Raw genomic sequence first — 20,008 nt, 5'->3', positions numbered from 1 at the left:
TTGGGTCTAAACTTAGAGTACCCGTCAGTTATCCCTTATCCTCACGTACTTCGAGGTTGATTTGTCACAGTTCCACCAAGCCGTAAAGAGAATTATCGAGAGAGTTCAGCAAACGGAAGGCAATCAAACACGTTTAGTCGAGCCCCTCAATGCGAAGCCTAATTTCGCTTTTATTGATTGGCTTGAAGCCCAACCACTTTTTCCCAAGTTTTACTGGCAGTCCCGTGATACTCGTGAAGAAGTTGTTGCCCTTGGACAGCTCCATACTTTTGTCGAACCAGGCCCTGCCTATACGATACTGGGTGAAGGCCAGCGTGTATGGGGTGGACGCTCATTTGATGGTCAGCACGAGAAAAATCGTCGCTGTATGCCATCTTTCTTCTTCCTTCCACAAATTGAGTTAATTCGTTTCGATCAGACGTGGTCGCTCGCGGTGAATATCTCACAAGATAAAGCAAGCACGTTAGCCGGTTTGCACAAATTAGTGTGTGATGTACCCGCATTGTCGCCAGTTTCTTCACATATTCGATCGATTGAGCATACGCCATCCGAGCCACAGTGGCATGAGTTGGTGAATAAAGTGCTGTCTGGGATCGCAAGTGATGACTTCAAGAAAGTGGTATTAGCACGTAAGTCATTCATCTATTTAGATTCGCCTCTCAGTGCAGCGCAGCTATTGAAAGCCAGTTATTTGAGTAATCATCACAGCTTCCACTTCTTGTTTAGCTTGGACAGTAAGCACAGTTTTATGGGCTCAACACCTGAGCGTTTGTATTTGCGTGTGGGGCATGAGCTGCATACCGAAGCGTTAGCGGGTACGATTGGTCGTGGCGATAATGCAACGCAAGACATGGAGCTGGCGAATTGGCTGTCTACTGACACAAAAAATCTCAACGAGAACCAATATGTCGTGGATGACATCATTGAGCGTTTGCTGCCTTATTCAGAAAGCGTGGAAGTCGACCAAGAGGCGAGTTTAGTTCGTCTGAGAAAAGTACAGCATCTTAAACGCCATATTCACGCGCACCTCCAGTCGGGGATCAATGGTGTTCAGCTACTTTCTGCCTTGCAGCCAACGGCAGCCGTAGCTGGTTTGCCGCGTAAGGAATCGATGCAGTTTATTTTGGATAATGAGCCGTTTGCACGCGGTTGGTACGCGGGTTCGATGGGTTACATTAGTCATGAGCGAGCTGAGTTCTGTGTCGCAATCAGAAGTGCGTTGGTTTTAGGTGATCAAGTCCAGTTGTTTGCTGGGGCAGGCATCGTCCCGGGCTCTGTTGCAGAGCACGAGTGGGTCGAACTTGATAAAAAGATGTCTACTCTGTTATCCCTGATTTCTGATCATCCCCCGCTTGGAGTGGCGTTATGAGCACAGATCAAGCTGTGTTAAATCGTATCTGGTCTGAAGCCATCTTATTAGAACTGAGTCGATTTGGGGTAAAGCATGTTTGTATTGCACCAGGCTCACGTTCAACACCGTTAACGTTAGAAGCTGCAGAGAACCCACACTTTACCATTCACACCCATTTCGATGAGCGTGGATTGGGCTTTATGGCGCTGGGGCTTGCAAAGGCAAGTAAAGAGCCAGTGATCGTGATTGTGACCTCTGGTACGGCAGCCGCGAACTTGTTGCCTGCCATCGCAGAAGCAAAGCTCACTGGCGAAAAGCTGGTGGTGCTCACGGCTGACCGTCCGGTTGAATTGGTGGGCTGCGGCGCAAACCAAGCCATCCACCAGATTGGTATTTTCTCTCAGCACGTTTGTGACAGCTTGAATCTACCAAGTCCTTCGCTTGCAACACCACTCAACTGGCTACTGACGTCGGTTGATGAAGTGATGTTCACCCAGCGTTTGAAAGGCAGTGCTGTTCATATTAACTGCGCATTTCCTGAGCCTTTATACTCCAATGGTGAGAAGAGCATTTATCAAAGCTATCTCGATATGGTGGGATCTTGGCATGAGAGTTCGGACACGTATTGTCGCCGCTTTATCTCGCTGACGAATGGCGAGCGTCCTAAATGCGATGATAAGAAAGGCTTGGTGATCATCGGCAGTTTACCGTTAGAGCAAGCACAAGCCGCTAAACAGTTTGCTAGGCAGATGGGTTGGCCTATTTTGGCTGATCCACAAAGCGGTGTGAGTTCTGATTGGGCTTACTATGACTTATGGTTGCAACATTCGACGTTTGCGGAGCAAATAGAATGCTGTGATCTCATTGTTCAGTTTGGTAGCCGTATTATCTCTAAACGCTTAAATCAGTGGTTGGAAAAACAGGTGTCGTGCTCACAAGCTGGCTATTGGTTGATTTCACCGCGTTTAGAACGTGATAATCAAAGTCATCTTCCGCAATCTCATTGGGTTGAAGAGCCTTCCGAGTGGATCGCTCAATCGCCCCGTTGCGAGTCTTATCATACGGGGTGGGCAGAGAAACTGGCAAAAGATATTGCGTTGGTAAGCCAAAAGTCGAAAGTGTTGTTTGCTTCTGATCCTCAAAGTGAGCTTAATGAGATTGCCTTGGCCATTGATGTCGCAAAACGAGCACAAGGTGTTGACCTGTTCATGGGCAACAGCTTGTTTGTTCGTTTGGTTGATATGTTTGGTAAATTGGATAATACAGAGATATTCACTAACCGTGGCGCGTCTGGCATTGATGGTCTGTTTGCGACAGCGAATGGTGTTCAACGTGCACGCAACAATCCTATTTTGATGTACATAGGTGACACCTCGGCACTTTATGATACGAACTCTCTCGCTTTGTTTACGCATACTCAGCAGCCGACCGTGATTGTGATTACCAACAATGATGGGGGGGCGATTTTTGATATGCTGCCAGTACCTGTCTCACATCGAGAAAAATTCTATCAAATGCCGCATGGCTATGAGTTTGAACATGCTGCGAAGCAATTCGGTTTGCAATACTGTAAACCCGAGACGTTGGTTGAGTATCAAGCTGTGGTCACTGAACATTTTACGGCGGGTAAGGGGACTTTGGTGGTGGAAGTACAAACACCACCAAACCAAGCGACCGAGCATTTAAGAGCCTTCAATAAGAATCTGCATGCTTTATTCTGAACACTTTCCTGCTACTGAAAAACACCAAAGTGGCACGGTGCCAACTTTGGTGTTTTTGCATGGTTTGCTTGGCAGCGGCACGGATTGGAAAGAATGCATAAAGGTATTGCCTCAGTATGAACGAGTGACCATCGACCTTCCCGGACATGGTGCTAGCCACTCTATTTTTTGCCACGATCTCAGTGATTGCTGCAAACAGCTCAATTCCACACTATCTTTACTATTTCCTTCTCAACAACCGCTTATCCTTATTGCTTACTCAATGGGTGGACGCATTGCTATGCATGGCCTTGCACACCAGTGTTTCCCTGATCTCAATATTCGTGCTGCCATTGTTGAAGGGGGAAACTTTGGGCTGCAAAGCGAGTCAGAAAAGCAAGCACGATTAGATAATGACTTGCGCTGGGTACAGCGTTTCAAAACGGAGTCTCTTGCCTGTGTTTTGAACGATTGGTACCAACAGTTAGTCTTTTCTTCAATAAACCATGAGCAAAGACAAACATTGATTGCAAAACGAAGTGCTAATCTTGGTTCTGCGGTTGCGGACATGCTGCTTGCAACATCACTGGCAAAGCAATCTTACTTGTTGCCAGCACTGCAACAACAAGCGGTTCCGCTGTATTACATCTGTGGCAAAAAAGACAAAAAATTTAGTCAACTGGCTGAAAGTAGCGGGTTGGCTTATCGACAAGTTGAGAATGCGGGACATAATGTCCACCAAGAGCAACCCCATCAATTTGCGATGCACATTAATCAAATAATTCATTCTCACTTCAAGTGAGAGCAACGAGAACAATGGGAATCACCATGGCTAAAACAGTAGGCATTTCTGAAGAAGAACTTTACGCTCCGGTTCAATGGAAAGATTGCGGCGAGAAATACGAGGATATCCATTACCACAAGTCTGAAGATGGTATCGCGAAAATTACGATTGCACGCCCTCAAGTGCGTAACGCGTTCCGTCCTCAAACGGTAAAAGAGATGATTGATGCGTTAGCTGATGCACGTTATGACTCAGGTGTTGGCGTAATCATTCTGACTGGTCTAGGTGAAGACGCATTCTGTTCTGGCGGTGACCAGAAGATCCGTGGCGACTACGGCGGCTACAAAGACGATCAAGGTACGCACCACCTAAACGTATTGGATTTCCAACGTGATATCCGCACATGTCCAAAACCTGTGATCGCATCGGTAGCTGGCTGGGCGGTTGGTGGCGGTCATGTTCTACACATGATGTGTGACCTAACGATTGCTGCTGACAATGCTCAGTTTGGTCAAACAGGTCCTAAAGTCGGCTCTTTTGACGGTGGTTGGGGCGCATCTTACATGGCTCGCATCGTAGGTCAGAAGAAAGCACGTGAAATCTGGTTCTTATGCCGTTTCTACAATGCGCAAGAAGCAGTAGACATGGGGCTAGTCAACACAGTGGTGCCACTAGACGATCTAGAGAAAGAAACCGTTCGCTGGTGTCGTGAAGTTCTCCAACACAGCCCTATGGCACTACGTTGCTTGAAAGCCGCCTTGAACGCGGACTGTGATGGTCAAGCGGGCCTACAAGAGCTTGCTGGTAACGCAACCATGATGTTCTACATGACAGATGAAGGCCAGGAAGGTCGTAACGCATTTAACGAGAAACGTCGCCCAGACTTCGATAAGTTCCCTCGTAACCCATAATCCGTATAAGAAAGGGAGCCATTGTGCTCCTCGGTTTCGTTTTTTGTCCTGAGTGTCTCGCTCTCTAGGAGGCTAACGGGTCCTCTCGTTAAAGATCTCAGAATATACGGCATTACATAGGATTCGAATTATGCGTAAAGCGAAGATTTACCGCTACTGCCTACCAATGGACAGTGGCGTTATACTGCGTGATAACAAGCTGACGGAACGTACAGGTTATATTATTGAGTTGTCAGAAGGTGATAAGGTGGGTCGTGGAGAAGTGGCCCCTCTGATTGGTTTTAGCCTCGAAGACACTGAAGATGCGGGCATTCAACTGCAAGCACAAGTTGAACGCTGGGTGGCAAATTTCCCCTTGGATTACAACCATATGTACTCATCGGTAGCATTTGGTTTATCGATGGCTCAACTTGAGCTTAAAGGCGGCTTACCTGCACAAGGCAAGTACCAAGTTGCTCCGTTGTGTAACGGTGATCCAGACGACCTCATCCCTAAACTTAACGAGATGGAAGGTGAGAAAGTTGCGAAAGTAAAAGTGGGTTTGTATGAGCCGATTCGCGACGGTATGCTAGTGAACTTGTTCCTAGAATCGATCCCACAGCTTACCCTTCGTCTTGATGCAAATCGTGCTTGGACATCAGAGAAAGCGCATCAGTTTGCTAAGTATATTGCACCGTCACTGCGTCAGCGTATCACTTTCTTGGAAGAGCCATGTCGCTCTCCGGGTGACAGTTTGTCTTTTGCGATCAATACCGGCATTGCGATTGCTTGGGATGAAACATTGCAAGACGCGGTTCGCCGTGAAGACTTCAGCCTAGAAGATCTCACGGGTGTGAAAACCATCATCATCAAGCCAACGCTGATTGGTTCGGTGGATTTCTGTATTAAGCTGATTGAAAAGGCGAAGACGCTTGGCATCAAAGCGGTGATAAGCTCAAGCATTGAATCAAGCCTTGGTCTAAACCAGCTTGCGCGCTTAGCACAATGGCAGTTGCCTAATGAGATCCCTGGTTTGGATACCATTGGTCTGTTTAAAGTGCAGCTAGAGCAAGGTTGGCCTAATTGTGAACTTCCAATTATTCCGCTATCAGAGCAGGAGTTAGTGTGGCATTCAGCATAGATGATACTGCGATTGCACCATGGAAATATTGGGCTCAAGTGAGCCCTTTTTCTATTGCGCTTGAAACCAACAATGAATCGCTGAGTTGGCAGCAATTAACCGCTCACATTGACCGGTATGCTCACGACCTGCAACAACAAGGGGTGAAGAGCGGTGATCTGCTCACTCTCGTCGGTAAAAATCAAGCCGAGACACTATTGTTTTACCTTGCCGCGCAGCAGTTGGGTTCCATTACAGCGTTAACCATGCCGCAACCTCTTGAGGCATTACAAGGTAAGCTAAACACCTTGTATAAGCCAAACCAGTCGCGCTTTGTTTGGTTAGCTGATGGTATGGAGAGTGCGTACTCGGAGCCGCAATTATCACAACTGGATGTTACCTTACTCTCATTTCCGGTAGTGGCAAACACGGAGGCCATCGCTTCAACAGAAGTTTATGAGCACGATGCGCTAGCCTCAATTGTGTTTACCTCTGGCTCAACAGGATCCCCTAAAGCGGTGGCTCATAGTCACAGGCAGCACCTTGCTTCTGCTCAAGGCTTGTTGGGTGAATTTCAGTTCAACCAACAAGATACTTGGTTGCTCTCTCTGCCGCTTTACCATGTATCAGGCCTCGCGATTGTGTATCGATGGCTGTTTGCTGGTGCAACACTCAAAGTTGGGACAGGGAACTTAGCTGAAGACATTGTTGGCGTCTCTCATGCGTCTTTGGTTGCAACACAGCTCAAGCGGTTATTGGATGAACAAGTGACGTTGTCTCTGACTCATGTACTGCTCGGTGGTAGCCATGTCGCGCATGAGTTGGCATTACGCGCAACTTCGCAAGGCATTGAAACTTGGCTAGGTTACGGCATGACAGAAGCGGCCTCTACGGTTACCGCAAAGCAAATCGACAGGGTGAGCAATGCAGGGCATCTACTGCCAAATCGCGATATTAAGCTGTTGAACGAAAGAATTTATATTGGTGGACAAACGCTTGCGTCTGGCTACTTTCAGCAAGGAAGTTTGACCAAGCTGGTGGATGAAAATGGTTGGTTTGACAGTAAAGACCTAGGTGTGTGGCAAGGCAATGAACTTAAGATCATTGGTCGAGCGGATAACCAGTTTATTTCTGGCGGTGAGAACGTTCACTGTGAAGAAATTGAAGCGGTACTAAACCAAATCGAGAGTATTTCGCAGAGTATTGTGGTGCCAATAGAAGATGTGGCATTCGGACATCGCCCAGTCGCGGTGATTCAAACAGAATCCTTACTGAGTAAAGCGCAATATGAGCAGCATCTGCAAACCAAGCTAGAAAAATTCAAATGGCCAGTAGCTTACCACTTAATGCCTCAAAGCTTATTAGGAGGAGGGATTAAAGTGTCACGTAAGGCGGTTAAAGACTGGCTATTCTCCATACTTAACTGATCTACATTCAGGTTAACTAGTCAATTTTGCTATCAATTAGTCGAAAAGGGAATTTCGTATCCTTATAACTCTGAATCATAATCATGCTCAAAGATTAAGGAATAAGGCATAAGTTTCAGAATGATCAAATTAGCGTTAGCGGTGGCGGTATTACTGCAAATCGGTGTTGCTATCAGCAGTGAGGGCTTAATGCGTTCATTGGCTGAGTTAACCGCTTTTCTGGTCGCTTTGGCTTTAGTGTTAGTACACAAAAGCCAAAGCGTTCGAAAAGCTGAGTCAGTTCAGCCAAAGAAAATCAATCGAAGCTTAGCTGAGAAGTAGCCAACCCAGTGATATTGTTGAAATCAGCACCCAAAGCGTCACACCAAACATTAACGGCTTTGCCCCTGCCGATTTCAGTTTTGATACTGAGATACTACAGCCAATCAAGAACAAACATACCACAAGCGCCTGTTTAGCAATCGTAAAGATACCTTGATATACCATTTCAAACTGTGGGAAGAAGTCGCTGAATGCGATGGCAGCACAGTACCAAAAGATGAAGTAAGGAATTACTAGCTTACTCTTACCTTCTTCGCCATTCCCACGAGAGAAAATTATCGCGCTGATTAGTGCAACAGGAATGATCCACAGCGCGCGAGCGAGTTTTAATGTTGTTGCGGTTGTGAGTGCTTCCTCACCGTAAGCCGATGCAGCACCGACGACTGAAGAAGTATCATGAATGGCAATCGCTGCCCATGTACCAAATGTGTGCTGATCCAAACCAAGAGCATGACCAATCACCGGAAAAATAAAGAGCGCTAAAGAGTTAAGGACAAACACAGTCGCTAAGGCTAAGCCAATTTGCTCATCCTTCGCTTTGATGGCGGGGGCAACAGCGGCAATGGCACTGCCACCACAAATCGCAGTACCAGAAGCGATCAAATAAGCGGTAGTGCGTTCGAGTTTAATGACTTTCGCGATCATCATACCAATTACTAGCGTACCCACGATGGTTGTGATGATCAGACCAATACCGTCAGAAGTGACGGCCAGTGCTTGCTCAAAATGAATACCAAAGCCCAAGCCAATAATGGAGTAAGAAAGCAACTTCTTGGTAAACGAAGCAATAGGAAGCTCTGTCGGTACTAGGCTAAAGCTCGCCAATAGAAAACCAATCATAAGCGCAATAGGAGAGGACGCAAAAGGGGTGAAGCAAAACAGCAGTGCCAGTCCAAAGGGAATATTCTTTGTATTCAAGGATGTCGTTCGTTGTAATGAATTAAAGCGTCAAGTATACAGTAACGTTTTTGGTCAGAAAGTCTTAATGAATTGAACAAGCGTTCAGAAAAACTAAACGTATGTATAAGAGCCAGAAATACTTCGCTTAAACTCAGCGCCAGTTACCGCGCAGTGCTTTTACTTTCTCAAACATGGCGCTTGCAGTGGCTTCTTTGGGCTCGACAGGTGTACCCGCCTCGATTTCTAATTTAGACCAAAAACGCGTCGGCATGCCTTTACAAGCTCGACCTTTTGCACGACTGAAGTAGCTGCCCCAGAGTCCTTTTAGTGCCATTGGGATGACTGGTACAGGGCTACGACGAAGAATAATATCGATACCACGCATAAACTTATTCATCTCACCATCTGCAGTGAGTCGACCTTCAGGGAAGATACAGACGATGTGGCCGTCGTTCAGTGCTTGTTCAACATCATTGAAGGCACGACGAATGGATGTTCGGTTGCTTGCAGAGATCGGGATCACGCCAGCACGGCGTAAGAAGCGTCGTAGCGGCGGAAGGTTGGCATAATCCTCTTCCATGACAAAGCGGATCAAACGGGGGCATACTGCGCTCAGCAATAGTGCATCCATGTAGCTGACGTGGTTACAGACGATCAGCGCACCACCATGTTCTGGCAAATAGTGCAAGTTCTTGTGTTTCACACGGTAAATAGTGTGGGTCAGTACCCACATAATAAAACGCACAACAAAGATAGGGATCTGCAAAAAGATATAAGTCGCGACGAGAAAATTCATTATGGCTAATAGTGCGAACAACTGAGGGATTGTCATCTCTATCACGCTGAGACAAACAATGCCGAGGATGGCGCTACCAACCATAAACAGGGAATTGAAAATGTTTAACCCTGCAATCACCTGAGCGCGTTCCGTCTCTTTGGCTCGAAGTTGCATCAGAGCGTACAGCGGTACAATAAATAGCCCCCCTGATGCGCCAATCATTAATAAGTAGAAGAACAGTGGCCAAAATGCTTCGTAGCTAATGAAGTCCGCTAAGGTATGGAATCTTGGCAATTCGGAAGGGATAGAGGTGGTCATCAGGTAACCGAATAGAGTGATTCCAAGCGCACCAATGGGTACGATCCCTATTTCGATACGGTGGTTGGAAAACCAGTTACACGCTAACGAGCCTAATGCAATCCCAATGGAAAATAGAGCCAGCAAGAAGGAAACGGCACTTTCAGTGCCGTTCAAATATTCTTTGGTAAAGTTTGGAAATTGAGTTAAGTACGCAGCACCTAAGAACCAGAACCAACTAATGGCCATAATACACTCAAATACGATACGATCAGATTTAGCAATCGAAAGTGTGTGCTTGGTTTGTTTATAAGGTTGCCAGCGGAATTGAATGTTCGGAGCGCTTGAAGCCGCGAACGGAATAAACCGACTGGATAAATAGCCAAGCAAAGCGAAGATAACCACGCAGAACGCGGCTAAGTATTTTGCGTTGTCTGCAGAGGCAATCAGCCCTGCACCAATAGTACCAATGAGAATGGCGATGAAGGTTCCGGCTTCTACGAGTGCGTTACCTGGAATAAGCTCTTTTTCGTTGAGTTGCTGAGGTAAAAGTGCGTATTTAACCGGGCCAAAGAAAGCGGACTGAGTTCCCATGAGGAATAATAATAGCAGCAAGATACCGTAGCTTTCGGTAATAAAGCCTATCGCACCGAGCAGCATGATGCCGATTTCGCACAGCTTTACGTTACGGATAAACCATGATTTTTCGTATTTGTCGGCCAGAACACCTGCTGATGCAGAAAACAAAAAGAAGGGCAGAATGAATAAGCCAGCGGCTAAGTTGATGAATAGATTGCTTGATATAGGTAAGGCGCTCGAACCAGCAAAGGCCACAAACAGCAACAGCACATTCTTGAAAATATTGTCATTGAAAGCCCCCAAAAACTGGGTCACAAAGTAGGGAAAGAACTTTCTTTGAGTAAGTAGAGACGGCTGACTGTCAGATGGCATGAATAATCCCTTTATTACCAGTTGACGAGATAGTTAGAGAGCAGGTTATTAATCAGCTGTTTACCATCAATGGGTTCACTCGAGAAAAACTTATCATCGACGCTAAGAAGAGTAATACCATGCACGCCTGACCATAAAACACGACTCGCTTGTAGTACTTCGGATTCTGTTCGATGAGGGGAAATTTGAGCAAGTAATGATTCCAACATAGATGTCATGCCATCAATACGTTTAGCGTGCCACTCTGGTAATTCAGCACCGTTCATGTTGTGCTCAAACACAAGCTGCCAACGGTTAGGGTGCTGTTTTGCGAAGTCGTGATAGCAGTAGGCTAGTTCAAACAAGGCTTGATGGGGATCTTCACAATTGTGAGTTGCTTTTAGCGCTTCTTGCTGTAGCTCGTCCAGTGTTTGTGCTACAACGTGTAACAACAGTAAATTGTAGTTTCCAAAAATGTTGACCAATGTGCTAGGCACGTAACCGATCATATTTGCAATCTTACGAAGACTGAGTTCGTGGTAAGAATTTTCATCTAAAAAGTGCTTGACCGTCATTAAGGCCAAATTCACTAACTCTTCCCTAGTATGATCGTTTCTGCGCGCCATAGTCCCAAACCACATATTGAACAATGTTCAATATGATAGTCAGCTCGTGAATATGCGTCAATAAGACAAAGAAGTCATAAGCCTATAAGTTTGGCAATATTCTGATACATGTCTTCTATTGTGGAGTGTTTCATTGTTGAATGTGACGGAGTATGATGGTCATATCTCATATTTAGCGTGCTACTGACATTAGATGCTTGTTCGTCGCACAGTCCGCAGCATGATTAAGTACTTATCGTCAATTTTAAGGATAACGATGAAACGTTTATTTTCGATTGTCGCCCTACTGATGTTTACTGTTGCTGTAACGCCTATCGCGGAAGCGAAGAAGTTTGGTGGTGGTAAATCTTTCGGTAAGAGTTATAAAACCGCGCCTGCACCAAAACAGCAGCAGCAAAATACAAATACGATCGGTAAAGAGCAAACGACTAAGTCTTCAAGCAAGAAAGGCTTGATGGGAGGTTTACTTGGTGGTCTTCTTGCCGGTGGGTTACTAGCCGCATTCTTTGGTGGTTCGTTCGAAGGCATCCAGTTTATGGATATCTTAATCATTGGTTTGATTGCTTTTGTCATCTTCAAGCTAATGCGAGGCCTGCTTGGAGCTAAGCAGGGCAGTATGAACCAGCATCGTCAGCAGCCTGCATTTGGTGGTAATCACTCTAAGTTCGAACAACCAAACATGCAGAACTTTGAACAGCAGCCAAATACAAACACAGGTGGCTTTGGTGGTTTCGGCAATCAAGCGGATATCCCACATAACTACCCTCCGGGCTTTGACCAAGCAGCATTCATTAATGGTTCTCGTGAACACTACCGAATCCTGCAAGGTGCTTGGAATCACAATCAACTAGACACGATTGAAGAGTATGTTTCTCAGAGCTTATTTGAAGACCTGAAGGCAGAGCGCGCGAAGCTAGAAGGCGAGCAACATACAGATGTGATGTACGTTGATGCGGAGATTGTTCGTGCGGATTACGATGCGAATAAAGCACAGCTTAGCCTACAGTTCAGCGGTCGCTACCGTGATGCTGCTGAAAATATCGAAGAAGATATCAAAGATATCTGGCATCTTGAGCGTGATCTAACTGTGCCAAATGCACCTTGGTTGATCGTTGGTATTCAAGGTTAATCGCCAAACATTCGATTTCGTTTTAATAAAATCCCGTTTCTAAGCGGGATTTTTTATGTCTGGAATCTGAAGCTAAGTATGTTCTGGGTTGTGTTGTTAGGTGGAGTATCAAAGAGCGCTAATAGTTTTAGAGCATCAATCGTTTATTGTCGATTATTCACTTAGCGTAACTCAATGCAGTATTGGTTCTGTAGCTATCAGCCAATCTATTCTTGTGCTTCGGCTTTTAATGGTTGTTTATGTATTAATGAATACAAGTCAGGGGCAACTCGATGGGAACGATATTAGGTCTTTTGCTGCTCGTGTTATTAGATTACATGTTGTTTAAGAAGGCAGGCATGCATTTTCCCAAATGGGTAGAGAAGCAATACGCTGATCATTTAGAAAAAAGCAAAGACGAGCGCTAAGCGTTAGTTTGTTTTGTGTGCAATAGAACGAAAAAAGCCAGCTCAATGAGCTGGCTTTTCAATATGGTGGAGGGGGACGGATTCGAACCATCGAAGGCGGAGCCGGCAGATTTACAGTCTGCTCCCTTTGGCCACTCGGGAACCCCTCCAGGGTGTTGTCTTACTCTTCACAAAGTAAGCTTGAAAAGTGTTTTCCCAACACGGCTTTTCAAGTGGTTTCTTATGATGTGCTCATAAGAAGCAATATGGTGGAGGGGGACGGATTCGAACCATCGAAGGCGGAGCCGGCAGATTTACAGTCTGCTCCCTTTGGCCACTCGGGAACCCCTCCAGGGTGTTGTCTTACTCTTCACAAAGTAAGCTTGAAAAGTGTTTTCCCAACACGGCTTTTCAAGTGGTTTCTTATGATGTGTTCACAAGAAGCAATATGGTGGAGGGGGACGGATTCGAACCATCGAAGGCGGAGCCGGCAGATTTACAGTCTGCTCCCTTTGGCCACTCGGGAACCCCTCCAGGGTGTTTTCTTACTCATTGCAGAGTAATGCTTAAGAGTGTTTTCCCAACGCATCTCTCAAGTTCGGAGCGAATCATAGCAAACTCGCTCCGGCTGTAAAGCGTTTTTCTTACGTTTTCACATCGAATGCTGCCTTTTTGGGCAAAGATGATAGAAACTCGGCATTTTGTATGTGGAATATACAAAGTAGATACTGACTTTTTACTCGAATTTACACTCCTTGACGTTATTAAGGGATTCAACTGATAAACTGTAGGCAGTTTAATGAGATAACCCTAAATGACATCAAAATTATGAGCATGAAAGCCACTTTATCTGTTTTAACGCTTTCTATATTGATGGCATCACCGACCGCTATTGCAGCAAAGCGTGGTCCATCGGCTGTTACGGTTGTGACAGAGCAAGTAGAAACGCATGAAATTAACCAATCTCTGTCGCTTATTGGCAAGTTAGAAGCCGCTGAATCTGTGGTGGTTGCCTCTGAGGTCTCTGGAAAGGTCAAACAAATCACCGTTAGTGCGAACCAAAACGTTCAGCAAGGTCAGCTCTTGGTCCAACTCAATGATGATAAAGCTCAAGCGGCTTTGATTGAGGCAAAAGCTTACCTCAGCGATGAGCAGCGCAAGCTCAAAGAGTTCCAACGTTTGTTAGAACGCAATGCGATTACCCAAACTGAAATTGATGGGCAAAAAGCGCGTGTAGAAATAGCACAAGCACGCCTTGACGCGGCTAAAGCTAACCTAGCGGATCTTCACATTACTGCCCCTTTTGCCGGTACCGTTGGTTTTATTGATTTTAGCAAAGGTAAAATGGTGAGCGCAGGCACCGAGCTCTTAACGCTTGATGATTTGTCGGTGATGGAACTGGACTTGCCAGTGCCAGAACGTTACCTGTCAATGCTTTCTGTTGGTATGGAAGTGCACGCAACGACCAGTGCTTGGGGTAATCTCGACTTTACAGGAAGAGTGACTGCCATTGATACCCGCATTAACGCGGAAACGCTGAATTTGCGCGTTCGAATTAAGTTCGATAATCCTGAGAATCGCTTAAAACCAGGTATGTTAATGAATGCAGCGTTGGCATTCCCGGCTATCGAAGCGCCTATTATTCCAGTGCAAGCCCTAGAGTACTCAGGGACGAAACGTTTTGTTTACGTAATCGATGAAAACAACAAAGCCAAGCGTCAGCAAGTTTTCCTTGGGGCTCGAGTTGAGAACGAAGTGGTGATCGACTCAGGTGTGGAAATTGGCGACAAGATCGTCGTTCAAGGCATTGTTAATATGCGCGATGGTGTAGAAGTAAAAGAGATTGCCGCGCCTTCTGAAGTAAAAAATGCCGATGCCAAGGGCGAGCAACATGAAGCCGCTAAGGAAGTGAATTAATGTTACTTTCTGATGTTTCGGTAAAACGCCCTGTTGCTGCGTTGGTGTTAAGTTTGCTGCTCTGTGTTTTTGGCTTTGTTTCATTTACTAAGCTTGCAGTCCGCGAGATGCCAGACATCGAAAGCCCGGTGGTTTCGATCAGTACACGTTATGAAGGCGCATCGGCCACGATCATTGAAAGTCAAATTACTTCGGTACTTGAGGATCAGCTTTCGGGCATCAGTGGCATCGATGAGATCAGCTCAACGACGCGCAACAGTATGTCGCGCATCACCATTACCTTTGAATTGGGTTATGACTTAAACACCGGCGTGAGTGATGTTCGTGATGCCGTGGCGCGTGCACAGCGTTCGTTGCCGGATGAAGCGGACGATCCCGTTGTTTACAAGAATAATGGTTCTGGTGAAGCCTCCCTCTATATTAACCTCAGTTCATCAGAGATGGACCGTACCCAGCTAACGGATTATGCCGAGCGCGTACTCATGGACCGTTTCAGTCTGATATCGGGCGTCAGTTCGATCGACTTGTCCGGTGGTTTGTACAAAGTGATGTACGTGAAGCTAAAGCCGGAGCTGATGGCGGGGCGCTCTGTCACTGCCTCTGATATTACTGCCGCTCTGCGAAGTGAAAACTTGGAAAGTCCAGGTGGTGAGGTTCGTAACGATTCAACCGTCATGTCAGTACGTACAGCACGTACGTACAATACGCCGGAAGACTTCCAATATCTTGTCGTGAAACGTGCTAGCGATAACACGCCTATTTATCTGAAAGATGTGGCGGACGTGTTCATTGGTGCGGAAAACGAAAACTCAACCTTTAAGAGCGATGGTGTAGTCAACATTAGCTTGGGCGTCGTTCCGCAATCAGACGCCAACCCACTAGAAGTGGCACAGGCGGTGCGCTCAGAAGTGGATAAGATTCAGAAGTTCTTACCGGACGGTACGCGTCTGGCCATCGACTATGATGCCACAGTATTCATTGAACGCTCGATTGATGAGGTATACAGCACGCTCTTTATTACGGGTGGTCTGGTTATTTTAGTCCTCTATATTTTTATTGGTCAGGCTCGGGCAACGCTTATTCCAGCGGTCACTGTGCCGGTATCGCTGATTTCTTCTTTTATCGCCGCCTATTACTTTGGTTTCTCGATAAACCTGATCACCCTGATGGCATTGATTCTGTCGATTGGTTTGGTGGTTGATGACGCGATTGTGGTGGTAGAGAACATTTTCCACCATATAGAACGCGGTGAATCACCACTGCTTGCTGCCTATAAAGGTACGCGGGAAGTTGGCTTTGCAGTGGTCGCTACGACACTGGTTTTGGTGATGGTGTTCCTGCCCATTTCCTTCATGGATGGCATGGTTGGTTTGTTGTTTACCGAATTCTCAGTCTTGTTGGCGATGTCGGTGATCTTTTCGTCATTGATCGCGTTGACGCTAACGCCAGTGCTTGGCAGTAAGATTCTAAAAGCAAACGTAAAACCAAACCGTTTTAATCTCGCCGTGGATAAATTATTTGCCCACCTAGAAACCGGCTATCGAAAAACGTTAAAAGGTGCACTTAAGTTACGTTGGGTCGCTCCGTTGGTGATTGTTGCTTGTATGGGGGGCAGCTATGTCTTGATGAATCAAGTACCTGCACAGTTAACACCGCAAGAAGATCGTGGTGTTATTTTTGCGTTTGTTCGTGGTGCGGATGCCACGTCATACAATCGTATGTCGGCAAATATGGACATTGTAGAAGACCGCTTAATGCCATTGCTTGGCCAAGGCTTTTTAAAATCATTCAGCATCCAGACGCCTGCTTTTGGTGGTCAAGCTGGCGATCAAACTGGCTTTGTGATCATGATTTTGGAAGATTGGAACGAAAGAGATGTGACCGCGCAAGAAGCGTTAAACCAGGTTCGTAAGTCGTTGGCCGGTATTCCTGATGTCCGAGTATTTCCTTTCATGCCTGGTTTCCGTGGTGGTTCAAGTGAACCTGTCCAGTTCGTGCTAGGTGGCTCTGATTATGATGAGCTTTTGGTTTGGGCTGAAATGCTAAAGAATAAAGCGGAAGAGTCTCCAATAATGGAAGGTGCGGAGATCGATTATTCTGAGAAAACCCCAGAGTTATTGGTCTCGGTTGATAAGCGTCGCGCAGCAGAACTGGGTGTGAGTGTCAAAGACATCTCGGACACATTAGAAATAATGCTCGGCGGTAAGAGTGAGACCACCTTCGTTGAGCGCGGTGAAGAGTACGATGTCTATTTGCGTGGTGATGAAAACAGCTTTAGCAATGCGGAAGATTTGAGTCAGATTTACCTGCGTACCAACAGCGGTGAATTGGTGACGTTAGATACGGTAACCAAAATCGAGGAGGTCGCGGCCTCGATCCGTCTGTCCCACTACAACAAGCAGAAATCGATTACCATTAAAGCGAACTTGTCGGATGGTTTTACGTTAGGCGAGGCACTGAACTTCCTCGACCAACAAGCGATTGATAATCTGCCGGGTGATATTTCGGTGAGTTACTCTGGGGAGTCGAAAGACTTCAAAGAGAACCAGGCTAGCGTCGCGATTGTCTTTGGCTTAGCTTTACTGGTGGCTTATCTAGTACTTGCCGCGCAGTTCGAAAGCTTCGTTAACCCATTAGTGGTAATGTTCACCGTTCCAATGGGGGTATTTGGTGGGTTCTTAGGCCTTGTGGTTATGGGGCAAGGAATGAACATCTATAGCCAGATCGGTATGATCATGTTGATAGGCATGGTGACCAAAAATGGTATTTTGATTGTTGAATTTGCTAACCAACTCCGTGATCGAGGTATTGAGTTTGAAAAAGCCATTATTGATGCCGCCGCTCGTCGTCTTCGTCCGATCATGATGACGGCGTTTACTACGCTAGCTGGGGCCATTCCACTCATTGTTTCCACCGGAGCCGGTTATGAAAGCCGCGTCGCGGTCGGTACCGTGATTTTCTTTGGTATGGGCTTCGCAACCTTAGTGACGTTATTCGTTATTCCAGCAATGTACCGCCTGATCTCTGCGAAGACTCGAGCGCCAGGACATGTGGAAGCGGAGCTTAATAAAGCGCTTAGTCACGATAACAAGGGGCGTATCGCTCACCCATAATATGAGCGATAGCGTAGCCAATCAAAGCGTCGAACACTGGTTGTTCGGCGCTTTTTTATGTCAATCATTTCTGCCATTTCTCAAGCGTTTTTTCTACGCTATACCACTTACTTATCTGAGTCGGTATCACGCATCGTCCATTGCTCGGCTGTTCACTATGCCGTGTGGTTAATAAGAGGATTATTAAAACCGCGAGCTGCCGGTTTAAAACAAAGAGAACGATGAAGCAATTATTGGATCGTGATACGGGCTTTCACTTGTGTGAGGGGGCGTTTTTTGGCGGTAGAATAAAGCCCACCGAAATGGGCTTTAGTTTTCAGTTTAAGAGGTAAACGTCTTAGCGAAAGATTACGCAGGAATCGCAACAGTTTGTGCGACAACCACTTGATTGAAGTCCATGCGAGCTTGCTGTGCTTGCTCAGACAATTGCAGTTTTTTGTCTTGAGTCGCTGTTACAGCATCAACTAGAGCCTGCAATTCATCTTGCATGTCTTGAGGTAGGTGATGATCAGAAAAGTTGGTGTCGTTGCTGTGCTCCAAGGCAAAGGCACGAATACGTTTACGCATTTTCATCAGTGCTGCTAATGCTTCACGTTCTTCTTCCGCCGCTTCTTGAGCCGCATCACGTGCACGTTCGAACTTCGCCATCGCCATCCCTTCCGTTGACCATGGGTCAATGTCCGGAAGTTCTTCAATGTTGATAGTTGGCTCGACGTAATCTTCTTGATGTCTGATATCGAGTGATGTTGCGCGCACGGCGGAGACCATCAGCATGACTGAGATACCAAGTAGAGGTAAACCGCCAACGATCGCTGCTGTTTGTAGTGTGCTTAAACCGCCCATAAACAGGAGAACAGTCGGCAAGAACGACAACGTGAATGCCCAGAACATACGGTTCCAGCGCATTGGTTCTTCCGTTACGTTATTTTGCACAACAGAAGCGAGGATGTAAGAGATCGAGTCAAATGTCGTTGCGGTAAAGATGATACAAAGTATGGTAAATACAGCGATCACGACGGTGCTCATTGGCAGCGCATCCAACATAGCGAAAATAGCAGTGGTAGCGCCTTCAGCATTGAGAATGCCAACCACGTCAAGTTCACCGGATAGCTGCAATGATAGGCCGTAGTTACCTAAGATCATGAAGAACAAGAAACAGCCTAGAGAACCGAAAAAGATCGAGCCAGAGACCATTTGCTTAATAGTGCGACCACGAGATATGCGTGCGACAAACAAGCCCATGCTTGGTGCAAACACCAGCCACCACGCCCAGTAGAAGATAGTCCAGTCTTGTGGGAAATGAGTATCATCAAAGCTACCGTAGCCACCAAATGGTTCTGCCCATGTCGCCATGACAAAGAAGTTAGACAGCATACGGCCAATCGAATCGAGACCGGTTTCCAACATAAAGATGGTTGGACCTGCTACTAATACGAAAGCAAGTAGACCCATTGCGCCCCAGAAGTTGATGTTACTCAACACCTTGATGCCTTTCTCCATACCTGCGTAAGAGGAGTAGGCAAAAATGGCGGTACAGATGAGAAGAACAAGTACTTGGCTAAAGGTATTCTTTGGTAAACCAAACAGGTAGTGCAGGCCTTCACCAATCAGTGGTGCCGCTAAACCTAAACTGGTTGCCGCACCGCCAAGCAAGCCGAAGATGAATAGTACATCGACCACTTTACCTGCCGCGCCTTTACTGCGCGCTTCACCTAGTACAGGCATGAGTGCACTTGATACTTTTAGCACTGGCTGTTTACGCACATAAAAGAAGTAAGCGATCGGTAGTGCTGGGATAAGGTAAATTGACCATGCGATTGGCCCCCAATGGAACAGGCCATACGTTGCCGCCCAGCGAACCGCTTCTTCACTGCCTGGTTCTAGTTGGAATGGTGGCGACTGGTAGTAATATGCCCATTCGATACAACCCCAGTAAAGAATACTGGCACCGATGCCACCGCAGAACAGCATTGCAGCCCAAGACGCTGTTGAGAACTCTGGCTTTTCATCTGGGTCGCCGAGTTTAATTTGTCCCATGTCGCTGAAGACAACATAGATCATAAATACAAAGGCAGCGAGGCCGAGTGCCAAATATAGGAAGCCAAGTTTGTCTGTCATGAAGGTTTTCGCGACAGCAATCCATTCAGCGCCTTCTACAGGAAATAAAATTAAAGGGAAAACAATGGAGATAAGTAGCGCAATGGCGCCAAAAAAAGTGGGTTTGTCGATAAGAGAAAATGCGTTTTTCAAAGTTCATCGTCCGTTAATGAATAGTTAATTATTATGGGGTGGAGTAAAAAAACGTTCAAACGAGGAAGCTTGTCGTAAAGAAAGATAAT

The 20,008-nt window shown here is 46.3% G+C and carries 15 protein-coding genes and 3 tRNA genes; 11 read left to right on the top strand and 7 right to left on the bottom strand.

The genetic code is table 11. From position 1 onward, the window contains the following. The first annotated feature begins 61 nt into the window (after positions 1 to 61). From AK965_RS14750 to AK965_RS14720, 7 genes are all read left to right on the top strand, one after another. The gene (locus tag AK965_RS14750) at positions 62 to 1,369 is read left to right on the top strand and encodes an isochorismate synthase MenF (protein WP_099080320.1); all 1,308 of its coding nucleotides are present in this window, start codon (positions 62 to 64) and stop codon (positions 1,367 to 1,369) included. Next, complete coding sequence (menD, locus tag AK965_RS14745) at positions 1,366 to 3,072, top strand: 2-succinyl-5-enolpyruvyl-6-hydroxy-3-cyclohexene-1-carboxylic-acid synthase (RefSeq protein ID WP_099080319.1); 1,707 nt, start codon at positions 1,366 to 1,368, stop codon at positions 3,070 to 3,072. Before AK965_RS14750 ends, menD begins: the two co-directional genes overlap by 4 nt. Then, positions 3,059 to 3,853 carry a 2-succinyl-6-hydroxy-2,4-cyclohexadiene-1-carboxylate synthase gene (gene menH, locus AK965_RS14740; RefSeq protein ID WP_099080318.1) on the top strand — a complete coding sequence of 265 codons (795 nt, stop codon included), beginning with the start codon at positions 3,059 to 3,061 and terminating at the stop codon, positions 3,851 to 3,853. The genes menD and menH overlap by 14 nt, the downstream gene beginning before the upstream one ends. Positions 3,854 to 3,879: 26 nt before the next feature. After that, positions 3,880 to 4,746 (top strand): 1,4-dihydroxy-2-naphthoyl-CoA synthase, encoded by an 867-nt coding sequence (menB, locus tag AK965_RS14735; protein ID WP_099080317.1) that lies wholly within the window; start codon positions 3,880 to 3,882, stop codon positions 4,744 to 4,746. A 130-nt stretch (positions 4,747 to 4,876) separates the two neighbouring features. Further along, positions 4,877 to 5,866 (top strand): o-succinylbenzoate synthase, encoded by a 990-nt coding sequence (gene menC / locus AK965_RS14730; RefSeq protein WP_099080316.1) that lies wholly within the window; start codon positions 4,877 to 4,879, stop codon positions 5,864 to 5,866. After that, the gene (gene menE / locus AK965_RS14725; RefSeq protein ID WP_099080315.1) at positions 5,851 to 7,272 is read left to right on the top strand and encodes an o-succinylbenzoate--CoA ligase; all 1,422 of its coding nucleotides are present in this window, start codon (positions 5,851 to 5,853) and stop codon (positions 7,270 to 7,272) included. Before menC ends, menE begins: the two co-directional genes overlap by 16 nt. A gap of 120 nt (positions 7,273 to 7,392) precedes the next feature. Further along, positions 7,393 to 7,593 (top strand): hypothetical protein, encoded by a 201-nt coding sequence (locus AK965_RS14720; protein ID WP_099080314.1) that lies wholly within the window; start codon positions 7,393 to 7,395, stop codon positions 7,591 to 7,593. Here the strand turns inward: AK965_RS14720 and AK965_RS14715 are convergent. The 3 genes from AK965_RS14715 to AK965_RS14705 form a co-directional block, all read right to left on the bottom strand. Further along, entirely contained in the window at positions 7,579 to 8,484 is a 906-nt protein-coding gene (locus AK965_RS14715; RefSeq protein ID WP_172438163.1) for a YeiH family protein, read from the bottom strand. The two genes, AK965_RS14720 and AK965_RS14715, sit on opposite strands and share 15 nt — an antisense overlap. 160 nt (positions 8,485 to 8,644) lie before the next feature. Beyond that, positions 8,645 to 10,519, bottom strand: coding sequence for an MFS transporter (locus tag AK965_RS14710; RefSeq protein ID WP_099080312.1), 1,875 nt, complete (start codon positions 10,517 to 10,519; stop codon positions 8,645 to 8,647). A gap of 14 nt (positions 10,520 to 10,533) precedes the next feature. Further along, positions 10,534 to 11,124, bottom strand: coding sequence for a TetR/AcrR family transcriptional regulator (locus AK965_RS14705; RefSeq protein ID WP_099080355.1), 591 nt, complete (start codon positions 11,122 to 11,124; stop codon positions 10,534 to 10,536). A 256-nt stretch (positions 11,125 to 11,380) separates the two neighbouring features. Here AK965_RS14705 and AK965_RS14700 point away from each other — a divergent pair, with 256 nt between their 5' ends. Together AK965_RS14700 and AK965_RS20845 are read left to right on the top strand one after the other, a co-directional pair. After that, entirely contained in the window at positions 11,381 to 12,253 is an 873-nt protein-coding gene (locus AK965_RS14700; RefSeq protein WP_099080311.1) for a Tim44 domain-containing protein, read from the top strand. A gap of 272 nt (positions 12,254 to 12,525) precedes the next feature. Further along, positions 12,526 to 12,660, top strand: coding sequence for a hypothetical protein (locus tag AK965_RS20845; RefSeq protein ID WP_099080310.1), 135 nt, complete (start codon positions 12,526 to 12,528; stop codon positions 12,658 to 12,660). 64 nt (positions 12,661 to 12,724) lie between these two features. Here AK965_RS20845 and AK965_RS14690 read toward each other — a convergent pair. The 3 genes from AK965_RS14690 to AK965_RS14680 form a co-directional block, all read right to left on the bottom strand. Further along, a tRNA-Tyr gene (locus AK965_RS14690) sits at positions 12,725 to 12,809 on the bottom strand. 97 nt (positions 12,810 to 12,906) lie between these two features. Then, a tRNA-Tyr gene (locus AK965_RS14685) sits at positions 12,907 to 12,991 on the bottom strand. 97 nt (positions 12,992 to 13,088) lie between these two features. Beyond that, positions 13,089 to 13,173 (bottom strand) — tRNA-Tyr (locus AK965_RS14680). Positions 13,174 to 13,467: 294 nt separating this feature from the next. On the opposite strand from AK965_RS14680, the gene AK965_RS14675 reads away from it, so the two are divergent. Then, positions 13,468 to 14,556: an efflux RND transporter periplasmic adaptor subunit gene (locus AK965_RS14675; protein WP_099080309.1), complete on the top strand. Its 1,089-nt coding sequence runs from the start codon at positions 13,468 to 13,470 to the stop codon at positions 14,554 to 14,556. Continuing rightward, complete coding sequence (gene vmeF, locus AK965_RS14670) at positions 14,556 to 17,669, top strand: multidrug efflux RND transporter permease subunit VmeF (RefSeq protein ID WP_099080308.1); 3,114 nt, start codon at positions 14,556 to 14,558, stop codon at positions 17,667 to 17,669. The genes AK965_RS14675 and vmeF overlap by 1 nt, the downstream gene beginning before the upstream one ends. Positions 17,670 to 18,017: 348 nt before the next feature. Here vmeF and AK965_RS14665 read toward each other — a convergent pair whose 3' ends face one another. Next, on the bottom strand, positions 18,018 to 19,919 hold the full coding sequence (locus AK965_RS14665) for a BCCT family transporter (RefSeq protein ID WP_099080307.1): 1,902 nt from the start codon (positions 19,917 to 19,919) through the stop codon (positions 18,018 to 18,020). Positions 19,920 to 20,008 lie beyond the last annotated feature (89 nt).

The organism is Vibrio sp. PID17_43 (genome assembly GCF_002608565.1).
GTDB lineage: Bacteria > Pseudomonadota > Gammaproteobacteria > Enterobacterales > Vibrionaceae > Vibrio.
The sequence above is the reverse complement of the archived record's forward strand: the minus strand, read 5'-3'. Positions and strand labels throughout refer to the sequence as shown.